The 19772-nt window shown below is 60.5% G+C and carries 17 protein-coding genes and 1 pseudogene; 9 read left to right on the top strand and 9 right to left on the bottom strand.

Going from position 1 to position 19772, the window contains the following annotated elements; genetic code table 11:
• Positions 1 to 119: 119 nt before the first annotated feature.
• Both AC1Q7Q_RS06170 and yfcF read left to right on the top strand, forming a co-directional pair.
• On the top strand, positions 120 to 1004 hold the full coding sequence (locus tag AC1Q7Q_RS06170) for a LysR family transcriptional regulator (protein ID WP_492373838.1): 885 nt from the start codon (positions 120 to 122) through the stop codon (positions 1002 to 1004).
• A 162-nt stretch (positions 1005 to 1166) separates the two neighbouring features.
• Entirely contained in the window at positions 1167 to 1799 is a 633-nt protein-coding gene (yfcF, locus tag AC1Q7Q_RS06165) for a glutathione transferase (protein WP_492373837.1), read from the top strand.
• A 44-nt stretch (positions 1800 to 1843) separates the two neighbouring features.
• On the opposite strand, the pseudogene AC1Q7Q_RS06160 reads toward yfcF, so the two are convergent.
• Positions 1844 to 2467: pseudogene (locus AC1Q7Q_RS06160) on the bottom strand (LysR substrate-binding domain-containing protein); the annotation flags it as partial.
• Between AC1Q7Q_RS06160 and AC1Q7Q_RS06155 the strand changes: the two are divergent.
• Positions 2443 to 2808 carry a tautomerase family protein gene (locus AC1Q7Q_RS06155; RefSeq protein WP_492373873.1) on the top strand — a complete coding sequence of 122 codons (366 nt, stop codon included), beginning with the start codon at positions 2443 to 2445 and terminating at the stop codon, positions 2806 to 2808. The pseudogene AC1Q7Q_RS06160 and the gene AC1Q7Q_RS06155 sit on opposite strands and share 25 nt — an antisense overlap.
• Before the next feature lie 276 nt (positions 2809 to 3084).
• Here the strand turns inward: AC1Q7Q_RS06155 and AC1Q7Q_RS06150 are convergent, their stop codons facing one another.
• Entirely contained in the window at positions 3085 to 3654 is a 570-nt protein-coding gene (locus tag AC1Q7Q_RS06150; RefSeq protein WP_492373836.1) for a YdeI/OmpD-associated family protein, read from the bottom strand.
• A 502-nt stretch (positions 3655 to 4156) separates the two neighbouring features.
• Between AC1Q7Q_RS06150 and AC1Q7Q_RS06145 the strand changes: the two genes are divergently transcribed.
• Positions 4157 to 4921 (top strand): hypothetical protein, encoded by a 765-nt coding sequence (locus tag AC1Q7Q_RS06145; RefSeq protein WP_492373835.1) that lies wholly within the window; start codon positions 4157 to 4159, stop codon positions 4919 to 4921.
• 379 nt (positions 4922 to 5300) lie between these two features.
• Here AC1Q7Q_RS06145 and AC1Q7Q_RS06140 read toward each other — a convergent pair whose 3' ends face one another.
• Positions 5301 to 6080 carry an SDR family oxidoreductase gene (locus tag AC1Q7Q_RS06140; RefSeq protein WP_492373834.1) on the bottom strand — a complete coding sequence of 260 codons (780 nt, stop codon included), beginning with the start codon at positions 6078 to 6080 and terminating at the stop codon, positions 5301 to 5303.
• Positions 6080 to 6406, bottom strand: a complete 327-nt coding sequence (locus AC1Q7Q_RS06135) for a nuclear transport factor 2 family protein (RefSeq protein WP_492373833.1) — start codon at positions 6404 to 6406, stop codon at positions 6080 to 6082. Before AC1Q7Q_RS06135 ends, AC1Q7Q_RS06140 begins: the two co-directional genes overlap by 1 nt.
• 89 nt (positions 6407 to 6495) lie before the next feature.
• On the opposite strand from AC1Q7Q_RS06135, the gene AC1Q7Q_RS06130 reads away from it, so the two are divergent.
• Complete coding sequence (locus AC1Q7Q_RS06130; RefSeq protein ID WP_492373832.1) at positions 6496 to 6858, top strand: winged helix-turn-helix transcriptional regulator; 363 nt, start codon at positions 6496 to 6498, stop codon at positions 6856 to 6858.
• A 465-nt stretch (positions 6859 to 7323) separates the two neighbouring features.
• On the opposite strand, the gene AC1Q7Q_RS06125 is transcribed toward AC1Q7Q_RS06130, so the two are convergent.
• Positions 7324 to 8745 (bottom strand): aldehyde dehydrogenase family protein, encoded by a 1422-nt coding sequence (locus AC1Q7Q_RS06125; protein ID WP_492373831.1) that lies wholly within the window; start codon positions 8743 to 8745, stop codon positions 7324 to 7326.
• Positions 8746 to 8845: 100 nt separating this feature from the next.
• On the opposite strand from AC1Q7Q_RS06125, the gene AC1Q7Q_RS06120 reads away from it, so the two are divergent.
• The 3 genes from AC1Q7Q_RS06120 to AC1Q7Q_RS06110 all read left to right on the top strand — a co-directional run bounded on the left by AC1Q7Q_RS06120 (position 8846) and on the right by AC1Q7Q_RS06110 (position 13849).
• Entirely contained in the window at positions 8846 to 9769 is a 924-nt protein-coding gene (locus AC1Q7Q_RS06120; RefSeq protein WP_492373830.1) for a LysR family transcriptional regulator, read from the top strand.
• A gap of 562 nt (positions 9770 to 10331) precedes the next feature.
• On the top strand, positions 10332 to 11912 hold the full coding sequence (locus AC1Q7Q_RS06115; RefSeq protein WP_492373829.1) for an isocitrate lyase: 1581 nt from the start codon (positions 10332 to 10334) through the stop codon (positions 11910 to 11912).
• Between the two features lie 272 nt (positions 11913 to 12184).
• The gene (locus tag AC1Q7Q_RS06110) at positions 12185 to 13849 is read left to right on the top strand and encodes an ABC-F family ATP-binding cassette domain-containing protein (protein ID WP_492373828.1); all 1665 of its coding nucleotides are present in this window, start codon (positions 12185 to 12187) and stop codon (positions 13847 to 13849) included.
• 276 nt (positions 13850 to 14125) lie between these two features.
• Here the strand turns inward: AC1Q7Q_RS06110 and AC1Q7Q_RS06105 are convergent, their stop codons facing one another.
• Both AC1Q7Q_RS06105 and AC1Q7Q_RS06100 read right to left on the bottom strand, forming a co-directional pair.
• Positions 14126 to 14524: a VOC family protein gene (locus AC1Q7Q_RS06105; protein ID WP_492373827.1), complete on the bottom strand. Its 399-nt coding sequence runs from the start codon at positions 14522 to 14524 to the stop codon at positions 14126 to 14128.
• A gap of 281 nt (positions 14525 to 14805) precedes the next feature.
• The gene (locus tag AC1Q7Q_RS06100; protein ID WP_492373872.1) at positions 14806 to 15243 is read right to left on the bottom strand and encodes an Rrf2 family transcriptional regulator; all 438 of its coding nucleotides are present in this window, start codon (positions 15241 to 15243) and stop codon (positions 14806 to 14808) included.
• An 82-nt stretch (positions 15244 to 15325) separates the two neighbouring features.
• Here AC1Q7Q_RS06100 and AC1Q7Q_RS06095 point away from each other — a divergent pair, with 82 nt between their 5' ends.
• A complete protein-coding gene (locus AC1Q7Q_RS06095) occupies positions 15326 to 16300 on the top strand; it encodes an alpha/beta fold hydrolase (protein ID WP_492373826.1) in 975 nt (324 codons plus the stop codon).
• Between the two features lie 278 nt (positions 16301 to 16578).
• Here AC1Q7Q_RS06095 and AC1Q7Q_RS06090 read toward each other — a convergent pair whose 3' ends face one another.
• Together AC1Q7Q_RS06090 and katG are read right to left on the bottom strand one after the other, a co-directional pair.
• Positions 16579 to 17181 carry a cysteine hydrolase family protein gene (locus AC1Q7Q_RS06090; protein ID WP_492373825.1) on the bottom strand — a complete coding sequence of 201 codons (603 nt, stop codon included), beginning with the start codon at positions 17179 to 17181 and terminating at the stop codon, positions 16579 to 16581.
• A gap of 166 nt (positions 17182 to 17347) precedes the next feature.
• The gene (katG, locus tag AC1Q7Q_RS06085; protein ID WP_492373824.1) at positions 17348 to 19603 is read right to left on the bottom strand and encodes a catalase/peroxidase HPI; all 2256 of its coding nucleotides are present in this window, start codon (positions 19601 to 19603) and stop codon (positions 17348 to 17350) included.
• Positions 19604 to 19772 lie beyond the last annotated feature (169 nt).

Here is a 19772-nt window from a genome sequence, read left to right as displayed (position 1 = left end):
CTCCGGTGACTGTGGGTTTTGACAAGGAGAACGAGCCCCTATGTTCCATGGACCGCTAGAATAGAGAAAGTTGTATTTCACAACGTGAATATTCAGTTTTTCTGAATCTGGACGCCAATATGCGAGAGATCAGCCTGGACCGTTTGCGCACTCTGGTCGCCATTGCCGACCGTGGCTCATTTGTCGAAGCGGCGCGTGCATTGCACCTGGCGCCGCCAACGGTCAGCCTCCACATCGCTGAACTCGAAGACCGCATTGGGGCGCCGCTCCTGTCGCGCAAGCGCGGACATGTCAGGCCGTCGGCGATAGGGGAGGTGCTGGTGGAGCGCGCGCGTCGACTGCTGGCCGATGCGGAGCAGGCGTTAGACGATATTCAACGCCAGGTGCAGGGGCTCGAAGGGCGCGCGCGGCTCGGTGCGTCGACTGGCGTGATCGCGCACCTGTTGCCGCAAGCGCTTGAGGTGCTGCGCCAGCACCATCCCGCTATCGACATTCAGGTTGCAGTACTCACTTCGCATGAAACGCTGTCCCGACTGGCGGATGGAACGCTGGATGTTGGGCTGATCGCGCTGCCTCAGCCCCCGGTGGCTGGACTCGTGATAAAGCCTTGGCGCCGCGACCCCGTGATGGCCTTTTTGCCGGCGCATTGGCGGTGTCCGGCCCGCGTCACGCCGGAATGGCTCGCTGCCCAACCTCTCATTCTCAATGACGCGACCACGCGTCTCTCGCGTCTGACTGCGGAGTGGTTCGCGACCGGGGGGCACCATCCTGCGCCGCGCATCCAGCTCAACTACAACGACGCGATCAAGAGTCTGGTAGCGGCAGGTTACGGCGCAGCGCTGTTGCCCCATGAGGCCACTACGCCATTACCCGATGGGCGCATCGTCATGCGTGCGCTGCGCCCGGCGTTGTGGCGCCGGCTCGGCATTGCACATCGTGCGGGGTACGTTGAGCGTTCCACGCAACACGTACTCGATGTGTTGTGGGATCTGCGATTGGCGTAGGCGTTGCCATTTTCCAATCGCCATTCGCCATTCGCCGCTTCGGTTCGTTCTTGCTGGGACAGTAGCTTTATTGCATGTCATGCCGAACAAGCGCGGCCGGTCGACATCGACGCCTAGATCGTTGACAATCGTTTTCCTTGCGTAAGCAAACAGGAGCCCACTTTGCCTTCAACGAATCTGCGTCTCTACGCCGACGCTCAATTCGCAAGTCCATATGCGATGTCGGCCTTCGTGGCCCTTCACGAAAAGGGATTGTCGTTTGAGCTTGTCACCATCGACCTGGCCAACAATGCGAACCTCGAACCTGGTTATGCACAGAGCTCACTCACGCAGCGCATACCTACGCTGATTCACGGCAGTTTCGCTTTGTCCGAGTCGTCAGCCATAACTGAATATCTCGACGAGGTTTTTCCGGGCACCTTGTTATACCCAAAAGATGCGATCAGTCGCGCTCGGGCACGCCAAGTCCAGGCGTGGCTGCGAAGCGATCTTATGCCCATCCGGCAGGAGCGCTCCACTGAGGTGGTATTTTATGGCGCTCCCGCAGCGCCCCTATCTGCTGCAGCACGTACGGCCGCAGGAAAACTGTTTTCTGCTTGCGAGGTGCTGCTTACCGACCACTCACCGAACCTCTTTGGCGAGTGGTGCATCGCAGACGTCGACCTCGCTCTGATGCTGAACCGGCTCGTCCTCAATGGTGATGCGGTGCCGGGAAGGTTGGCTGACTACGCTGCGCATCAGTGGCAAAGGCCGTCTGTTCAGCGTTGGATCGCCCTGAATCGCCCCCCGCTGTGAAACCCTCGAACTCGCCGCGCTTTGAGTATGCGACCGGCTAGTTGCTAGCCTCGCACCGCGCTCCTGAAGGCGGCTGAAAGCACGGCAAGCGCATCGCGCGGCCGGCCGTCGTTGACCCGTGAGTGAAGCAGAACCGGCAAGCGTGGTAAGTCAGGCAGCCCGAGCTTGGGGCCTACGTCCACTGCGCCCAATGGCAGCATGCGAGGAGCCAATGCTGCTACGCCGAGCCCCGCCACCACGGCTGCAGCGACTGCAGCAACGCCGCCGCCGACGAAAACTTCTGTCCAAGGCAAGCCTGCCGCATCGAGAAGCTGGCCGGCCATCGCACGCACACCGCAAGGTTCAGCAAGTGTGGCAAGCGGCAGGGGCTCGCCGGCGCGATGCTCCCAGCTTGGCGCTGCGAACCAGCCGAATTGCTCGTCGGTAAGAATTTCTCCGTCGCTTCGACCGACATGCAAGCGGACGATCACCGTGTCGAGTTCCCGCCGGTCGAAACTTTGAAGCAGGTCACCCGACGAGCCGATCCGGATCTCGATCAGCAGTTGCGGGCTTTGCGCGTTCATGCGCGCGATCAGTGCGGGCAGCTCCGGTCCCGCAACATGGTCACTGATACCAATGACGAGACGCTGCCGGACCCCGGCAAATCCAGCGAGCGCGCGATCAGCCGCAAGCCTATCGCCAGGCGATCTTCGACAACCTGTATCGCACGCTGCACGAAACGTTCAACGTGCCCGAGGGCGACCAGTTCCTGACCATCACGGAGCATGACGCCGCGAACTTCCGTTACGGCGCGTCCTATCTTGGCATCGCCCGGAGTGACGATCTCGTGTTCATCCAGATCACCGCGAACAACACCCGCACCGTGGAACGGAAAAGAGTGCTGTTCCAGCAGATCGCGGAGTTGCTCGGCGAGAGCCCCGGCATCCGGCCGGAGGACGTGTTCGTGAGCCTTGTCGAGGTCGCAAAGGAGAATTGGTCCCTCGGCAACGGCCTCGCGCAATACGCTTGAGTCGGTGGTCGGTGCTGTTGATCGCGGCCACCATTTGCCGGCTGCTTCGCGACGCGCGACACAAAATTTGCGTGAATGTCCGTCGTCGAGAAAGTTGGTCGACCGCTGAGGGTTGACAAGAGCCGAATGCGACACGGCTGCCGGAGGTCGCTTCACGGGGCCAGTAACAGCCCTTCGGGCGTGTCTCACGAATGACGACTGCTGGGTGCGAAGCGGCCATTAGGGGTTTATATGCCATGCCCCCGTTTGGCAAATTCTCCGTCAGAAGCGCAAGATCTATGGATAGAACGTTTCGCCACGGTTCAGCATGTTGACGAATTCCTCGATTTTACGCGCCCTTGTTTCTGGTTTTTTGGCATTCTGTACCCGAAACAGGATGGCATAGCGGTTACGGCTGTTCAGTGTTGCAAAAAACTTCTTGGCTTCCGGATTTGCGTCCAAAGCCACCTGCAGGTCGTCCGGCACTATCGAGTTACTGGCCGACGTATAAGCAGCCTTCCAGCGGCCGTCCTTCCTAGCTTTCTCGATTTCGCACATGCCGGGCGGGCGCATTCTGCCTGCGGCGATCAGCGCTTCAGCCCTGTCTTTGTTAAGTTTGGACCAGATGCTTTTTGCGGAGCGTGGGGTGAAGCGCTGTAACCAGTATTTCTCGCTCTCAGCCTGCTTTTGACCATCAATCCAGCCATAGCAGAGGGCGCTTTCCAACGCCTGTTCGTAGGTTACGGTTCGCTGCTCGGTGCCTTTTTTCGCTAGACGCAGCCATGCTCCCGTCGAAGTGCTGCCGTTTTGCCCTAACCAACTTTCCCATTCGGTCTGACTTGTAAATGTTAGAACGCATTCGGTCATGTCACTATCCTGAATGGTTGAGTACATGCGCGGGGAAGGCGTCCGCAGTCTAACAGTGCTTATACGGGCATCAACGTCCGTGGTGCGAACCAAAGACCGGTCTCTCAGTAGCCACTAGCCCGTCGGCTGGTTTGGGTCGGTCTGAGACGGCCGGCCCTGGCGGAGGGCCGAAGTCAGAGTCCGGCCATCTTGAGTCGTCCACCGGACGACCCGCTGACGGTCGCATGTAGAATCCAGGCGGCGAAAATTGTAACAGTGGGAAGGTCAGGAGCTACTCAGTGCTGTTAGCGGCCGGCATTCGCCGTGACACCATCCTCAAACCACGACCAACATCACGCACGACCAAATCGAAGCCGCCAAGGCGATCCTTCTCTCCAAACAACGGGTTTCGACCCGCCTTCTGCAACGCACCCTGAAATTGCCCTACTCAGGCACAGAGGCAGTTCTCAATGCCCTGCAACATCAGGATGTGTTGACCCCTCGCCTAGATGGCTTTCGCCGGTTGACGAAGGCGTTCGAGAACGAAGACACCACGGCTCGTGTTTCGTTCGTGCGGTTCGTCTTCGAATCCGTCCGCTATTGTTCGGAAATGTGGGAGGAAGGAAATAGCGGCCACACGAAGATCGTGAAGCTTCTGCGCCCCTCCTCGCAGGTCGCGCCGCTCCAGCTTCGGAAACTCGTACTCCATGCGTGTTTCCAGACTCGGCGGATGGGGTTGCTAGAGGCATCGATGGCGTTAGTTGAATACTGCTGTGACCGAGGTCTTGCTCCTGCGGTCGACGACGATGACCTTTCCGAGTTGGGCATCATGTGCTCGTCCGCCTCACGTCCATTCACCTTGGTCAGCGATCCAGCAGCGATAAGGAAGCGCTCCTTCGTCCGACTGGCTTGCTACCTAAGCCTTCGAGGCATGGACTCCGACACGCGTTGCTTCGAGTATTTTCTCCGCGGCGTGTACGACGTACCGACGGGCCAGGGGAAGAATGGAGGAACCTACAACGAGCACGTGGTGCCGCTTGCCTACATCCGAAAGCACTGCGTGCACCTATTGACGCAGGGAGGTACGGCCGAGCAAGCCACAAGCGACATCATCCGGTTTCTGGCAATCGTAAAAATCACCGACGACGAGCGAAACTATCTGGATCGCAGCATCAGCTCCGGTGGGCTAGGGTTGCAGGTCGACATGCCTGAGGCTTGGTACCCCGAAGTGGGGGACATCTTTGCGCGCCTCCACAAGGCGGGCATCGAGTTTCAGATGTCGACGTGACCGGCATAAAGGCAGAAAAGCTCATCGCCGCTCTTTTGGGGAAAGACCTGATCCGACGGCCGCGTTCGGCCACACTGAGACGTTGGCGGAGTTTGTGCGAATGGCCGCTTCGAAGATGAGGATTCAACCGGTCAACGCAACACACTAATGGCTGCGTGAGCAGTGAAGGGTGTTGCATCGACCGGTTGAATCCTCAAGATCGTTACGGCCGTTCGTCGATCCAAAAGCACAGTACGGCAATTGATGCTGCGAATGTCCTTGCCACTCGATCCCGACGAAACAGGACATGCAATACGGCAGCGCCGAGGAGGCCTGGCTGTGGCTGTCCGCCTGCCGGCAGAAACATGCAACGCCGGGGCGGCAGAGCAAGTGGCTCAGACTACGCGGTCGGAACAGTTCCGCCGTCGATGACGTACTCAGTGCCGGTGATGGCGCTGGCCCGCGCGGAGACGAGGAAGCCAATGAGTTCTGCCACTTCTCGGGGAGAGCATGGCCGGCCGAGAGGAATGCCCCCGAGCGAATCCATGATGATCTTGCGGGCGCCTTCCATGTCGATGCCGTTCTGCCGGGCGATCTCAGCAACGAGACCCGCGGCGGCATCTGTCTCGACCCAGCCGGGGGAGACACGCACGACGCGAACGCCTTTCGGACTGACTTCCCTGGACAAGGCTTTGCTGTAGTTCGACAGGGCAGCCTTGGCGGCGGCATAGGCAATCGTGGCCTCCGGCAACGGTAACTGCCGCTGGATCGACGTGACGTGGATGATGACGCCCGAGCGCTGCTCGGCCATCAAGGGCAACAGCGCGCGATCGATCCGCACCGCCGGGAACAGGTTCAGGTTCAATGCCTTGTGCCATTCGTCGTCGTCGAGCACCCTGAAGCCACCCGCCGGCGCAGATGAGCCACCCGCCACGTGCACGACAATATCGACGCCGCCGAGCCGTTCGAGCACGGCGTCGACAATGGTTTTACAGCCCTCAGCCGTCGTGATGTCCGCACCGATGAACCTGTCTTCGGAAAGGTCATCGGGACGCGAACGTGCTGTCGCGAGGACGTTCGCGCCGGCCTTGCAAAGGTGCGCGACAACGGCTTTACCGACTCCTTTGGTCCCGCCTGTGACAAGCGCCCGAAGGCCCTGAAGTTCGGGTGCGGCGCTCATCAGTGAATCTCGAGAGACGCGATCTTGCCGCCAGCCAGGACAAACGTGTAGGTCAGCTCGACCGGGCTACCGGGGAAGGCGCCCGTGAGCCTCGCGCGCATCGTGACGGCGGTGCCATCCTGGGACAGGTCCAACGGCTCGACGTTGTACTGGTATCTGGCTTTGGTGTCTTTCTTCCAGGCCTGGATGGCTTCGAGCCCCTCGATAGTGCGGCCCTCGTCGCGCACGACGGCGTCGGCAGCGAAGCAGTTCGCAAGAGAGGCAGTGTCGCTTGTGGTTTCCGCGTTCAGATAGGCATCCAGCGGCGGCGGCAGGGTCATGTTCATCGGACTTTTCCTGAATGTCACGTTTGCATGTCCCAATGATGGCGCTATAGTTACCACATCGCAAGAACGCACTAAAAAGTAAGTAAGCCGTGCCTAACCGAAAAGCCTACACTCCTGCGACCGCCGCGGTCGATGTCGAAGCGGCATTCAAGCTACTGGAAGGTCGTTGGAAGCTGGTGATCCTGTTTCACCTTTTCGGTGGCCAGGTGCGGCGTTTTTCGGACCTCGAGAGGCTGATCCCCGGCATCACGCAAAAGATGCTTGCCCAGCAGTTACGCCGCCTCGAAGAGGACGGCATTGTGACGCGCACGGTCTATCACCAGGTGCCGCCGAAGGTGGACTACCGCCTGACCGATTGGGGCCAAGCGCTCTGCCCGGCACTGGATGCGATCCTGAAATGGGCGGGGCGCCGTGAAGACTTTCCATCGGCTGCGTCGAGCGTGCGTGCCTAAGGCTGACAGACCTGTTTTCCAGAATACGAATTCTGTGGGTGGTCGACGCGGTGTCTGCTGTAAGTTAACGGATGCGTTTGCATCGGTTTGGGGTGCTCTCCCAAAATTTTCAGAATCACACCGTCGGGTCGCGCTATGGTCGGCCCGCGTCAGCGATCCGCCACTTTCTGTGATGGCCGACGAGATGAAGGCCGACGCGTTATCCGGCGGCCGTCTCATGTTGCTCCCGGAACGGACGGTCGTAGAGCTTGTCCGAGCGGCTCAATCGGGGCGGGAAGGGACGACCGGGAAACTGCGGGCCGGGGTCCCTCCCCGGTCATCTTCAGACGTTTGCCCATAGTTGCGCAGAGCCATTCGAGCGACAGCTCCACCGGGCAACGGCCTTTCGTCCTCCGGTACTCATAAACGTTGGAAGTCCTCCTTGCCGCCTAGCGAGTCGCTTCAACGAGCGCTTGGGTTGCGCGATCACGAAACAGTGAGAACGGCCTTCGGCTCGAGAAAAGCCTCGAGCCCAAACGTTCCGTACTCGCGGCCGATACCAGATTGCTTGAATCCGCCGAATGGCGCGGCCGGTTCGTGTGCCAGCGTGTTGACTAGCACTCGACCCGCGTCGATTCGCCGTGCGAGCTCGCGCGCACGCTGGTCATCCGCCGAAAACACGTACGCTTGCAAGCCGAAGTTGGTGTCGTTGGCGATTGCGACCGCATCTTCAGTATCGCGGTACGCGATAATCGACAGCACAGGACCGAAGATCTCTTCGCGCGCAATCGCCATGTCGTTGGTTACATCGCTGAAGACGGTCGGACGTACGAACCATCCTGCATCGATGCCATCTGGCCGGCCTTCGCCTCCCGCGATCAGACGCGCGCCTGTGTCGATGCCGATCCGGATATAGCGCTGTACGCGTTCCCACTGCTTCTGGCTGACCATTGGGCCGACAGTCGTCCGCGGATCGCGCGGATCGCCTGCCTGCGTGCGCGCAACTTCTTGCTGCACCCGCGCTTCGAATTCCGCGAGCCGCTGCTGCGGAACTAGAATACGCGTGCCCGCGATGCACGCCTGGCCGCTATTCATGAAGCCGGCCTGAATCGCGAGCGGCACCACCTCGTCGAAGTTTGCGTCTTCGAGCACGAGTACCGGCGACTTGCCGCCAAGTTCGAGCGTCACGCGCTTCAACGTCTCCGCACCCGCGCGCAGAATCGTCTTGCCGACTGCGGTCGAACCGGTGAACGACAGCTTTGCGACATCCGGATGGGAACTGATCTGCGCACCGACCGTTTCGCCGCGTCCCGTTACGATGTTGAACAAGCCCGGCGGCAAGCCGGCTTCGTGCAACGCCTCGGTGACGACGCGTGTCTGGATCGCGCTCATCTCGCTTGGCTTGATGACGGCCGTGCAACCCGCAGCCAACGCGGTGGCGAGCTTGCCGCAGATGAATCCCGCGTTGCTGTTCCATGGCGTAATCAGACCGGCGACACCTAGTGGCTGCATCACGACCTCGGCAATACCCGCGCGACGCGTGAACGCATAGTCCTGCAGCACCTTCGCCGCTTCGAGCAGCACATTGCTGGCATGCTGCGCCATCCAGCGGCCGCGCGATATGGGCGCGCCATATTCCTCCGTGATCGCCTCGTACAGTTCGTCCTCTTTGGCGACAACGGCTTGGTGCATGCGCTTGAGCATGTCGATGCGCTCGCTCTTGCTGGTGCGGGAAAACGCGGGAAACGCGCGCTTTGCTGCGGCGATCGCATCGCGCGCGTCCTGCGCATCGGCGAGACGCACGCGGCCAATTACCTGCTCGGTCGCTGGATTGAAGAGGTTGAACAGTTCGTCGCCGTGCGGTGTGACGAAGGCGCCGTCGATATAGATTTTGTCGATGATCTGCATGGCTGCTCCCAGAAGACGTTCCAGATCACTAAAGATAGACCCGATGCATTGCCCCGACTAGTCATACAATACGGCATGTATCATTGAAAAATATAGGATAATGAGGACATCGGGCTTGGGCGAACTGGAGGCGGTGCTGGCCGTCGCGCGTCATCGCAGCTTCCGCGCGGCCGCGACGGATCTGGGCATGTCGACGTCTGCGCTCAGTCATGCCGTGGCGGCGCTCGAAGCGCGTATCGGCGTACGGCTCTTCAACCGCACGACGCGCAGCGTGTCATTGTCGGAAGCCGGCGTGCAGTTCGTCGACAGCGTTGCGCCTGCACTCTCCACGATCCGCGTCGCGATCGAGCAGGCCGGCAGCTTCCGTGACACGCCGTCGGGCACGCTGCGTATCAATGCGTCAACCGGCGCGGCCAGGCAGGTGATGCCGCTCTTCATCGAATTCCTGCGGCGCTATCCGGAGATGAAGCTCGACCTGGTCACTGAAGGGCGCCTGATCGATATAGTTGCCGAAGGCTTCGATGCTGGCATTCGGCTGACTGAAACGGTGCCGCAGGAAATGATCGCGGTGCCGTTCGGGGACAGGCAGCGCTTTGCCGTGGTCGGCAGTCCAGCCTATTTTGCGCAGCAAAAACCGCCGCGCACGCCCGCCGATCTGAACGCACACCGCTGCATCCGCTCACGCATGCCGAGCGGCGCGATATATCAGTGGGAGTTCGAGCGGCACGGCGAAACGTTGCGTATCGATGGCAAAGGCGCGCTGACGCTCGACGAGCCGGGCCTGATGCTGGCGGCGGCGCGTGCCGGTCTCGGTCTTGCGTATCTGACCGAATGGAACGTCGCCGCGGATCTGGAAGCTGGCACGCTGGTTCGCGTGCTGGACGATTGGACGCCCCCGCTCGACGGCCTCTGCCTGTACTATCCGGGCCGCCGCCACGTGCCGGCCGGACTGCGCGCGCTGATCGACATGATCCGCGAACACACCGACGCGCGGCGGGCACGCCATCAGCGCACGTCCGCATAGGGCAAGGAGCCCGGCGAACGGACTTAGTGCGGCGTTACGAGGTACGGACGACCGGTTGAGTCCGCAGTCGACAACGGAAGTTCGGAGCTCAGCCGGGTCGATCGAGCGCTGGCTGGTGGCGAACTTCCAGGTTCGGCCAGTTTGCGACGATCCTCGTCCGAGATCGAATGACCGCAGCGGGCACGAAGATAGCCACACGTTTGCGCACCGCCTCATGACCCTGTTCGTTCGACAGGCGTCTACAAAATCACCCCAACAATCGTTGCTCAAGCCATCTGGGCTTGCCTTCACTTCTAGCCACTGAAAGCGCTTTTCACATTGCGGAATTCACGCCGAGTTTCCGCAGTGTTTTGTTTTCGTTCCTCGAAAACGCGTTCCGCATCGCGAAATCCAAGGCCTATCTCATTGAAAAATAAGGATAAACCAACTCTTATGTCTTATATAAGACTTCACCGCAGTGCACCAGAAGCGCCATACAATGATTCCACGCTGCCTGCTTCGACATTCATAGATCCGTAGCGGCACACGCCCCCCTTTCTTCAAACACGCTTAGGAATTTGACATGGCCCAGTATCAAGACGACATCAAGGCAGTTGCCGGTTTGAAAGAGAACCACGGCAGCGCATGGAATGCCATCAACCCCGAGTATGCTGCCCGCATGCGTGCCCAGAACAAGTTCAAGACGGGCCTGGACATTGCCAAGTACACCGCCAAGATCATGCGCGCCGACATGGCCGCCTATGATGCCGACTCGTCCAAGTACACTCAGTCGTTGGGTTGCTGGCACGGCTTCATCGGCCAGCAGAAAATGATCTCCATCAAGAAGCACTTCAACAGTACCGAGCGCCGCTACCTTTACCTGTCCGGCTGGATGGTGGCCGCGCTGCGCTCCGAGTTCGGCCCGCTGCCGGACCAGTCGATGCACGAGAAAACCTCCGTCAGCGCGCTGATCCGCGAGCTGTACACCTTCCTGCGCCAGGCCGACGCCCGTGAACTGGGCGGCCTGTTCCGCGAACTGGATGCTGCCCAAGGACCTGCCAAGGCCGCCATCCAGGAAAAAATCGACAACCACGTCACCCACGTTGTGCCCATCATCGCGGACATCGACGCGGGTTTCGGCAACGCCGAAGCGACGTACCTGCTGGCCAAGCAGTTCATCGAAGCGGGCGCATGCTGCATTCAGATCGAAAACCAGGTGTCCGACGAGAAGCAGTGCGGTCACCAGGATGGCAAGGTCACCGTGCCGCACGAGGACTTCCTGGCCAAGATCCGCGCCATCCGCTACGCCTTCCTGGAACTGGGCGTGGACGATGGCGTCATCGTGGCCCGTACCGACTCGCTGGGCGCTGGCCTGACCAAGCAGATCGCCGTGACCAACACGGCGGGTGACCTGGGCGATCAATACAATTCCTTCCTCGATTGCGAAGAATTGTCGGCCGACGAACTGGGCAATGGTGACGTCATCATCAAGCGCGACGGCAAGCTGCTGCGCCCTAAGCGCCTGCCTAGCAACCTGTTCCAGTTCCGCGCCGGCACGGGCGAAGCGCGCTGCGTCCTGGATTGCGTCACCGCACTGCAAAACGGCGCTGACCTGCTGTGGATCGAGACCGAAAAGCCGCATATCGCCCAGATCGGCGGCATGGTCAGCGAGATTCGCAAAGTCATCCCGAACGCCAAGCTGGTGTACAACAACAGCCCATCGTTCAACTGGACCCTGAATTTCCGCCAGCAGGTGTATGACGCGATGAAGGCCGCGGGCAAGGATGTATCGGCATACGAGCGCACCCAGCTGATGAACGTGGAATACGATCAGACCGAACTGGCGAAGCTCGCCGACGAAAAGATCCGGACCTTCCAGGCCGACTCGTCGCGCGAAGCCGGTATCTTCCACCATCTGATTACGCTGCCGACCTACCACACCGCCGCACTGTCGACCGACAACCTGGCCAAGGAATACTTCGGCGACCAGGGCATGCTGGGTTATGTGGCTGGCGTGCAGCGCAAGGAAATCCGTCAGGGCATCGCCTGCGTCAAGCACCAGAACATGTCCGGCTCGGACATCGGCGACGACCACAAGGAGTATTTCAGCGGCGAAGCAGCCCTGAAAGCGGCTGGTAAAGACAACACCATGAACCAGTTCTGATACCAGTAGTACGCCCAAAACATAGCGCCAACCCAAAACGGGTTGGCGTTTTTTTATCCGGCGACATAGCGCGGGGAGGGGGCTCATCGAACGTTTTCTAGTGCGCTCACCTGCAAAGGCTTTATGTGTGGCTCGGTAGAGAACGACGAGCGGCGGATTCGCAGGTGGCCAGGAGCCGTCATTCACCGCTATGTTCACGCGTGCTGCCAGAAAAGCGACAGCCCTGCGCGTCCGGTCGGCTATCATGCTGATCCTCTCCGAAGTGGCTCCTTATGATCTCCGTCCGTAATGTCACGCTGCGCCGCGGCGTCAATGTCGTACTCGACCGCGCGTCCGTCACTTTCACCCCCGGAGAAAAGATTGGTCTTGTCGGCCGCAATGGCGCCGGCAAGTCATCCTTCTTCGGCCTTCTCAACGGCACGCTGCACGAAGACAGCGGCGAGTTCTCGATTCCCGCTGCATGGAAGATGGGCCAGGTCGCGCAGGAGATGCCGGAGACCGAGCAGAGCGCGACCGACTTCGTAGTCGAGGGTGACACCGGGCTGCTGGCCGCGCAGGCCGAAGTAGCCGCCGCCGAGGCCAGCGACGACGGCATGCGCATGGCGCACGCCTATATGGCCCTGCACGACGCCGGTGCACACGATGCCCCCGCACGTGCCCAAGCGCTGATCCTGGGCCTTGGCTTCAGTGCTGAGCAGCTTAGCCAGCCGGTCAACAGCTTCTCCGGCGGCTGGCGCATGCGACTGCAGCTGGCGCGCGCGCTCATGTGCCCGTCCGACCTACTGCTGCTCGACGAGCCGACCAATCACCTCGACCTCGACGCGCTGGTCTGGCTGGAAGCCTGGCTCAAGCGCTATCAAGGAACCCTGGTAATGATCAGCCACGACCGCGAATTCCTCGACGCGGTGACGCAGGTGACGGTGCACGTCGACAACGCCAAGCTCGTGCGCTATGGCGGCAACTACAGCAAGTTCGAAGACATGCGCGCTGAGCAGATCGTGTTGCAGCAGGCCGCGATGGCCAAGCAGGTGGAAAAGATCGCCCACCTGCAGAAGTTCATCGACCGTTTCAAGGCCAAGGCCTCGAAGGCGAAGCAGGCGCAGAGCCGGGTCAAGGCGCTTGAACGCATGGAGAAGATCGCACCGGTGCTTGCCGATGCTGAGTTCAACTTCGAGTTCAAGGAGCCCCTCAACGTCCCGAACCCGCTGTTGTCCATGCTGGACGCGAGCTTCGGCTACCCCGCGCCGGCCGGCGCACTGCCGGGCACGCCGCCCACGGTCATCGTGCGGGGCATCAACCGTTCCGTGCTGGCCGGGCAGCGCATCGGCATTCTCGGTGCCAACGGCCAAGGCAAGTCCACGCTGGTGAAGACGGTGGCGCACGCGCTGGCGCCGATTTCCGGCGAAATCAGCGAAGGCAAAGGCCTGAACATCGGCTACTTCGCACAGCAGGAACTCGACGTGCTGCGCCCGCTCGACACGCCGCTGGAACACATGATCCGCCTTGCCAAGGACACGCCGGCGCACATGCGCGCCCCTGGCCAGAGTGGCACCGAACAATCGCTTCGCACCTTCCTCGGCACATTCAGCTTCAGCGGCGACATGGTCCATCAGGCGGTTGGCACGATGAGCGGCGGCGAAAAGGCGCGGCTCGTGTTGTGCATGATCGTGTGGCAGCGTCCCAACCTGCTGCTGCTCGACGAGCCTACCAACCACCTCGACCTGGCCACACGCGAAGCGCTAGCCATGGCGCTCAACGAATTCGAAGGCACGGTGATGCTGGTCAGTCACGACCGGGCCCTGCTGCGCGCCGTATGCGACGAGTTCTGGCTGGTTACCAAGGGCGGCGTCGAGCCCTTCGACGGGGATCTGGACGATTACCAGCAGTTCCTGCGCGACGAAGCCCGTCGTATGCGGGAGCAGCCTGCCGCGCAGTAGAAGGTCATCGCCTGCAATGGTGAGACAAAGGGCAGGGGTGAGCTTCGCAGGATTCAGCGTGAAGGTTGCCATCGAGCGCCTCGAGACTGATAACGAACTTCGGCGTCGAGATCGTTCCCGGACTCACCTTTTTAGCCGCTTTGTTTCGCTGGATCGAACGGCAGAGATGGGTAGGTAGGAAACGACCGCCGTTCCGCCCCCTCCGTGGACTGGAGCCGGCCATCAAGAGACGTCCCCCATGGCCCGGAGGCAGGCCGCAGTGCTAAATCGACAACGCTAATCCGATACCGGGTCGTGACAGCATACGCAGAGCTTGTTTGCGTCGGCATCCCGGAAGTATGCGCCGTAGTAGTGAGGGTGATACTGGACTCTCAGGCCAGGAGGCCCTTCGCAATGCGCTCCGTTTGCGAGCGCGCAGGCGTATGCCCGATCAACCGTCTGCCGGTCACGCGCAAGCAGCGCCACCATCTGGCCATTTCCACCTCGCGCGGCATTGCCGTCATATGGCTTGCCAATAAGGAACAGCGGCCGCGGTGCGTCCGTTGCCATCCATCCTGCCCATGGCCTGTCGCGTTCGCAGAATTTGAGGCGATGTCCCAGTTCCTGCATCAAAGCCGAATAAAACTCGAACGCGCGATCGAAGTCGTTAATGCCGAGAAAAGTGTGCGAGATCACATTGAGTCTCTCAGGAGACGGTGCCGACCAACATTATCACCGCCACAAGCTCTGATAACCCAATCCGCCGCTTCGGATTCGAACGGCCGCTTTCGGCAAGCCGGGGGGCGAATCGGGTCGGGAAGAGACCGAGGTCCCTTCCCGGCCAGGAAGGGGCATTGACAGCGCTCAAATCAACGGCGGCTTGCAGGATGGAAGCTGACACCCGTTCGTTCGAGAAGTCGTTGTCAAGCAAGCCCGCGCGACTTGCCTCCATTAATACCCATTCCATGGCCCCAGAATTAGGTGATCGTCTTGCCCGACTTTGACGAGGTCACGTCGTGCGCGATCTGTGAGAGTCGCTTTTCGCCAAACAGTTGAAGCAACGCATTTTCTGCTGAACGCAAGGCCTCATTGATATGCCGATTTACCGCCGCCTCTACCGGGCAATCGCGATTGTCGTCAGCCGGGCCGACCGCGAACAATGCGGTGTGCGCGATGGCCACGTAAACGTCTCTCACCGTAAGAGCGTTGAGGTCACATGCGAGTGCCCAACCTCCGCCTGGACCGCCTGTAGACCTTGCATATCCAGCTTCGCGTAGCGCAGCCATTGTGCGGCGAACAACAACGGGGTTCGTATGCAGCATCTGCGCGATCGTCTCCGAAGTGGTCGCGCCGCCGCGAAGATGCATGTGGATGAGTACGTGCAGAAGTCGAGCCAGCCGGGTATCACGTTGCATAACTTTGAAAATGTGGAAATGAGTAACTTTAGATGTTACGATATACCGAGCTTCTTGTGTAAAACTGTCTCTTCGAGCAAGCATGAGTGCATACCGTCAAACCTATATTGAAACCAACGGCATCCGCCTGCACGTCGCTGAGCAGGGCGATGGTCCGTTAGTGTTGCTTTGTCACGGCTTTCCCGAGACCTCGCATGCCTGGCGCCACCAGTTGGGGGCACTTGCGCGCGCCGGCTTCCACGCAGTTGCCCCAGATTTGCGTGGCTACGGATCAAGCGAATGTCCAGCGATGATCGGACAGTACACAACCTTGGACGTTGTCGCTGACCTGGTTGCGCTCGTTGATGTGCTTGGAGAACGCGACGCAGTTATCGTGGGAAATGATTGGGGCGCAACCATTGCCTGGTATGCCGCGATGCTTCGGCCCGACCGATTTCGCGCGGTCGCTGCGCTCGGGGTGCCAATGATGGGCCGCGCGCCGATGGCACCGAGTCGGCTTTTTCCACAGACCGACCAGGCGTGGTTCTACACACATTACTTTTCCCAACCAGGGTTGGCCGAAACAGAACTTGAGCATGACGTTGCGGCCACATTGCGCAAGATCTATTTCTCTGCATCGGGCGATGTAGGTGTCCGCGACGCGAATACACCTAATCCCTTTGGACTTCTGTTACGGAGTGGCGGGCTCCTTGACTCTCTGAATGATCCGTCCTCGTTGCCCGCGTGGCTCGCCCCCGCCGACCTGGACAAATTTGTTCAGGCATTCAGCGTTTCTGGCTTTCGCGGCGGATTGAACTACTATCGCAACCTCGACCGCAACTGGGAAGTGCAAGCCGCTTTCGAGGGCCTGCGCGTCGAGGTCCCGGCGCTTTACCTTGTCGGCGAGCGCGACACAGGTCTGGCAATTCCAGGCATGCACGAGGTCATCGGCGCCATGCCCCAGCTCGTGCCAAACCTACGCCTCTCCCAAGTGATTCCGCGAGCAGGGCACTGGCTACAACAAGAGGCACCGGATTTGGTCAACTCCGCATTGATTGAGTTTTTTCGCGATCTTTGAGTTTGCCCCGGCGTGATCCGAGGGTTCAACTGCGGATAGCGGACATTCCGCGCTCAATGAGGAATGTCGGAGACGGGTTCGACCACGGAAGTTCGGAGCTGAGTCGGGTCGATCGAGCACGGTTTTGGGTTGCGGCGTTTCCACTACGACCGACGCAAGGACGTCATAAGACGACTTGTATTGGCGAGAATTGTCCTGGCGGGATAGCCCGCAAACGCAGCGCTTGTCGCGCCCACTACGCGGTATTCAAGTCGAAGCGACAGAAATCCCGGCAAATGCTAAGCAAGCAACAGCAAGGCATCAGCGAGCGAGAGCACCGTTGTGCGCGAATCGAACGCCGTTGAAAAAAGATGATCGTGCACGACCTGATCCGGGTCGTAGCAGCAATCCTTGACCGTGAATAAACGGAAGTCCGCATCGCTCGCGTACGCGACCGACGACAGCACCACACCGGTCGACGCAATGCCCACCATGAGCAGGGTGTCGATGCCCTGGGCGGAAAGCCGCACCTGCAGGTCGGTACCAAAGAACACGCTGGCACGATGCGCGATGATGAGCGGTTCCGTGGCCTGTTGGCCGAGTTCCGGTGAGATCTGGTCGTCGACGAATAGACCAAGTTGCTTGATTCCCTGTCCGTTCCTGTTCAACGGACTGACTTCCGGATAGCCTGGACCAAAGTGGATCTTGGCGAAATAGATGCTGACGCCCTTGGCTCGCGCGGCGTCACACAGCTTGCGCGTATTGGAGAGCAAGGTGGGCGCGACCGATGGAAACAACGCCAGGATGTCGGTCTGATAATGCATGACCACCAGCGCGGTTTGCGCTGGAACAATTGCCGGAATCCGCATGGTCACACTGTGCGCATCAGCGGCGCTTTCCATGCCCTGTTGATGGTCTGACGAATCGGCGGATCCACGTTCAACGGGTGGCGACATAAGGCTACGCGATAGAGAGTGATGATCGACTCTACCACGATCAATCGGTCCGGACGGGCGCCGAACGTGGTCCGGCGCCCTTGTTTGCCCCTTATTTGCCCCTGACTTAACGCTATGTACGCAGATCGAAGCGGTCGAGGTTCATCACCTTGACCCAGGCAGCGACGAAGTCCTTGACGAACTTATCCGCCCCGTCCTCGCTTGCGTAGACTTCGCTCAGGGCCCGGAGTTGAGAGTGTGAGCCGAACACCAGATCCACTCGCGATCCGGTCCACTTGACCTGCCCCGTCTTACGGTCACGTCCCTCGAACACATCCCGGGTGAGCGCCTTCCATTCCACGCCCATGTCGAGCAGGTTGCGAAAGAAGTCGTTGGTCAGCGTTTCCGGGCGGTCGGTGAAGACACCGTGCGCATCGTTCCCTGTATGGACATTCAGCACACGCAGGCCGCCGATCAACACCGTCATTTCGGGCGCGGTCAGAGTCAGCAACTGCGCCTTGTCCAGCATCATCGCTTCTGCCGGAACACGAACGCTCGGGTTGAGGTAGTTGCGGAAGGCATCGGCCGTGGGTTCGAGGGCGCCAACCGATTGCACGTCGGTCTTTTCCTGCGAAGCGTCCATGCGGCCCGGCGAGAATGGTACGGTCAGCCTCTGCCCAGCCTTCTCCGCTGCCTTCTCGATACCGGCGCCGCCCGCCAGCACGATCAGATCGGCCATCGAGATCTTCTTGCCACCGGACTGGGCACCGTTGAACTCGCTCTGGATACCTTCGAGGGTCTTCAGTAGCTTGCCCAGCTGATCCGGCTCATTGGCCGCCCAGTCCTTCTGCGGAGCCAGGCGAATGCGCGCGCCGTTGGCGCCGCCGCGCTTGTCCGAACCGCGAAACGTCGATGCCGATGCCCAGGCAGTCTTCACCAGTTCCGAGACCGACAGCCCCGATGCCAGGATCCTCTGCTTGAGCGCCGCCACGTCCTGGTCATTGACCAGCGGATGGTCCGGCGCCGGAATGGGATCTTGCCAGAGCAACTCTTCGGCCGGGACTTCCGGGCCGAGGTAGCGGGCGCGCGGTCCCATGTCCCGGTGGGTTAGTTTGAACCAGGCACGGGCGAAGGCATCAGCAAATTCCTCAGGGTTCGCCATGAAGCGCCGCGAGATTTTCTCGTAGATGGGGTCAAAGCGCAGCGACAGGTCCGTGGTCAGCATGGTCGGCTTGAGCTTCTTCGACGGATCGTGAGCGTGCGGAACCGTTTCGCCGGCATTCTTGGCCACCCACTGGTTGGCTCCGGCAGGGCTCTTGGTCAGCTCGTATTCATAGCCGAACAGGTTTTCGAAGAAGCCACTGTCCCACTTCGTCGGCGCGGTCGTCCAGGTGACTTCCAGGCCGCTGGTGATCGAATCCGCACCCTTGCCTGTGCCGAAGCTGCTCTTCCATCCCAGACCCTGGTTTTCAAGGTCGGCGGCTTCGGGCGCGGGGCCTACGTGATCAGCGGGACCGGCACCGTGCGTCTTGCCGAAGGTGTGGCCGCCGGCAATCAGCGCGACGGTCTCCTCATCGTCCATGGCCATGCGGCCGAACGTATCCCGGATGTCGTACGCGGCGGCGAGCGGGTCCGGATTGCCATCGGGGCCTTCCGGATTCACGTAGATCAGGCCCATCTGCACGGCACCCAGGGGATTCTCGAGGTTGCGGCCGGGGTCGGTACGGCTGACTTCACCACCGTGCAATTCCTCGTCGGCCACAATCACACCTTCGTTGCCGTCCTTGCCGGCGGCGCCCTTGCCGTAGCGGACGTCGCCGCCCAGCCAGGTCTTCTCATTCCCCCAATACACGTCCTGGTCCGGTTCCCAGGTGTCTTCACGGCCGCCACCAAAGCCGAATGTCTTGAAGCCCATGGTTTCAAGGGCAACGTTACCGGCGAGGATCATCAGGTCGCCCCAGGAAATCTTCTGGCCATATTTCTGCTTGATGGGCCAGAGCAGCCGGCGAGCCTTGTCCAGGCTGACATTGTCCGGCCAGCTGTTGAGCGGTGCGAAACGCTGCTGGCCCCGGCCACCACCGCCACGGCCGTCACCGATGCGGTATGTGCCGGCGCTGTGCCAGGCCATACGGATAAACAAACCACCGTAATGGCCGAAGTCCGCCGGCCACCAGTCCTGCGAGTCAGTCATCAGCGCCGCGAGGTCTTTCTTGACTGCGGCGAGGTCGAGGCTCTTGAACGCCTCGGCATAGTTAAAGCTCTTGTCCAATGGATTGGACTTGTCGGAGTGCTGGCTGAGCAACTCTAGCCGCAACTGTTTCGGCCACCAGTCCCGGTTGGTGGTGCCGTCACCGGCGGCGTGGTTGAAGGGGCACTTTTCGTTAGACATGCTCTCTCCTTCGGAGGCGTACCAAACGTGAGTTCTAGTGTGAGTTCTAGTATTTCCGCGTCAATGCTTCCACTCGGGACCTGCGTCGGCAGGCCTGCCGCACACAAAATATAGTTGAAAGCGCTCGGCAACCAAATGAGAGGTTTGCAATTGCCTCAATAGCGCATCG

The organism is Cupriavidus sp. GW823-FHT07A04 (genome assembly GCF_058794615.1).
Note: the sequence above shows the minus strand (reverse complement) of the source record. Positions and strands in the feature narration are given on the sequence as shown.

Coding starts and splice junctions, on each gene's coding strand:
- AC1Q7Q_RS06125 (WP_492373831.1), bottom strand. CDS start 8,745: ATGCAGATCATCGACAAAATCTATATCGACGGCGCCTTCGTCACACCG.
- AC1Q7Q_RS06135 (WP_492373833.1), bottom strand. CDS start 6,406: ATGAACATGACCCTGCCGCCGCCGCTGGATGCCTATCTGAACGCGGAA.
- AC1Q7Q_RS06115 (WP_492373829.1), top strand. CDS start 10,332: ATGGCCCAGTATCAAGACGACATCAAGGCAGTTGCCGGTTTGAAAGAG.
- AC1Q7Q_RS06150 (WP_492373836.1), bottom strand. CDS start 3,654: ATGACCGAATGCGTTCTAACATTTACAAGTCAGACCGAATGGGAAAGT.
- AC1Q7Q_RS06100 (WP_492373872.1), bottom strand. CDS start 15,243: ATGCAACGTGATACCCGGCTGGCTCGACTTCTGCACGTACTCATCCAC.
- katG (WP_492373824.1), bottom strand. CDS start 19,603: ATGTCTAACGAAAAGTGCCCCTTCAACCACGCCGCCGGTGACGGCACC.
- AC1Q7Q_RS06170 (WP_492373838.1), top strand. CDS start 120: ATGCGAGAGATCAGCCTGGACCGTTTGCGCACTCTGGTCGCCATTGCC.
- AC1Q7Q_RS06120 (WP_492373830.1), top strand. CDS start 8,846: ATGAGGACATCGGGCTTGGGCGAACTGGAGGCGGTGCTGGCCGTCGCG.
- AC1Q7Q_RS06140 (WP_492373834.1), bottom strand. CDS start 6,080: ATGAGCGCCGCACCCGAACTTCAGGGCCTTCGGGCGCTTGTCACAGGC.
- AC1Q7Q_RS06095 (WP_492373826.1), top strand. CDS start 15,326: ATGAGTGCATACCGTCAAACCTATATTGAAACCAACGGCATCCGCCTG.
- AC1Q7Q_RS06090 (WP_492373825.1), bottom strand. CDS start 17,181: ATGGAAAGCGCCGCTGATGCGCACAGTGTGACCATGCGGATTCCGGCA.
- AC1Q7Q_RS06110 (WP_492373828.1), top strand. CDS start 12,185: ATGATCTCCGTCCGTAATGTCACGCTGCGCCGCGGCGTCAATGTCGTA.